This window comes from Bradyrhizobium sp. P2_E8 (assembly GCF_056403875.1).
In genome coordinates this window covers 1-621 of the sequence record NZ_JBFUES010001851.1, presented here as the reverse complement: position 1 = coordinate 621, position 621 = coordinate 1, and the positions used below count along the sequence as shown (strand labels likewise).

At 66.2% G+C, this 621-nt stretch carries 1 pseudogene; it reads right to left on the bottom strand.

What is annotated here, in order from left to right:
• Positions 1 to 621, bottom strand: a pseudogene (locus AC1D00_RS44300) (ATP-dependent chaperone ClpB); the annotation flags it as partial.

Genomic DNA, 621 nt, shown 5'->3' with positions numbered 1-621 from the left:
TCGTTGAACAGGTACTCCGCCAAGGCTTTGGTCAGCTCGGTCTTGCCGACGCCGGTCGGCCCCAGGAACATGAACGAGCCGGTCGGCCGGTTCGGGTCCTGCAAGCCGGCGCGGGAGCGGCGCACGGCGGTTGCGACCGCACGCACGGCCTCGGCCTGGCCGACGACGCGCTTGCCGAGCTGCTCCTCCATCTTCAGGAGCTTTTCCTTCTCGCCTTCCAGCATCTTGTCGACGGGCACGCCGGTCCAGCGCGAGACCACCTGCGCGATGTGGTTGGCGGTGACCGCCTCCTCCATCATCTCGCCGGAATTCTGCGTCGTATTGTCCTTGGCCTCGATGTCGGCAAGCCTCTTCTCGAGCTCCGGGATCCGGCCATAGGCCAGCTCGCCGGCCTTCTGGAATTCGCCGCGCCGCTGGGCGTTGGCAAGCTCGACGCGCAAGCTGTCGAGCTCGGCCTTCAGCTTCTGGGCATCGGAGAGCTTGTTCTTCTCCGCGCTCCAGCGCGCCGTCAGCGCCGCAGACTTCTCCTCGAGCTCGGCAAGGTCCTTCTCCAGCGTCTGGAGCCGGGTCTTGGAGCCGACGTCGCTTTCCTTCTTCAGCGCCTCCTGCTCGATCTTGAGC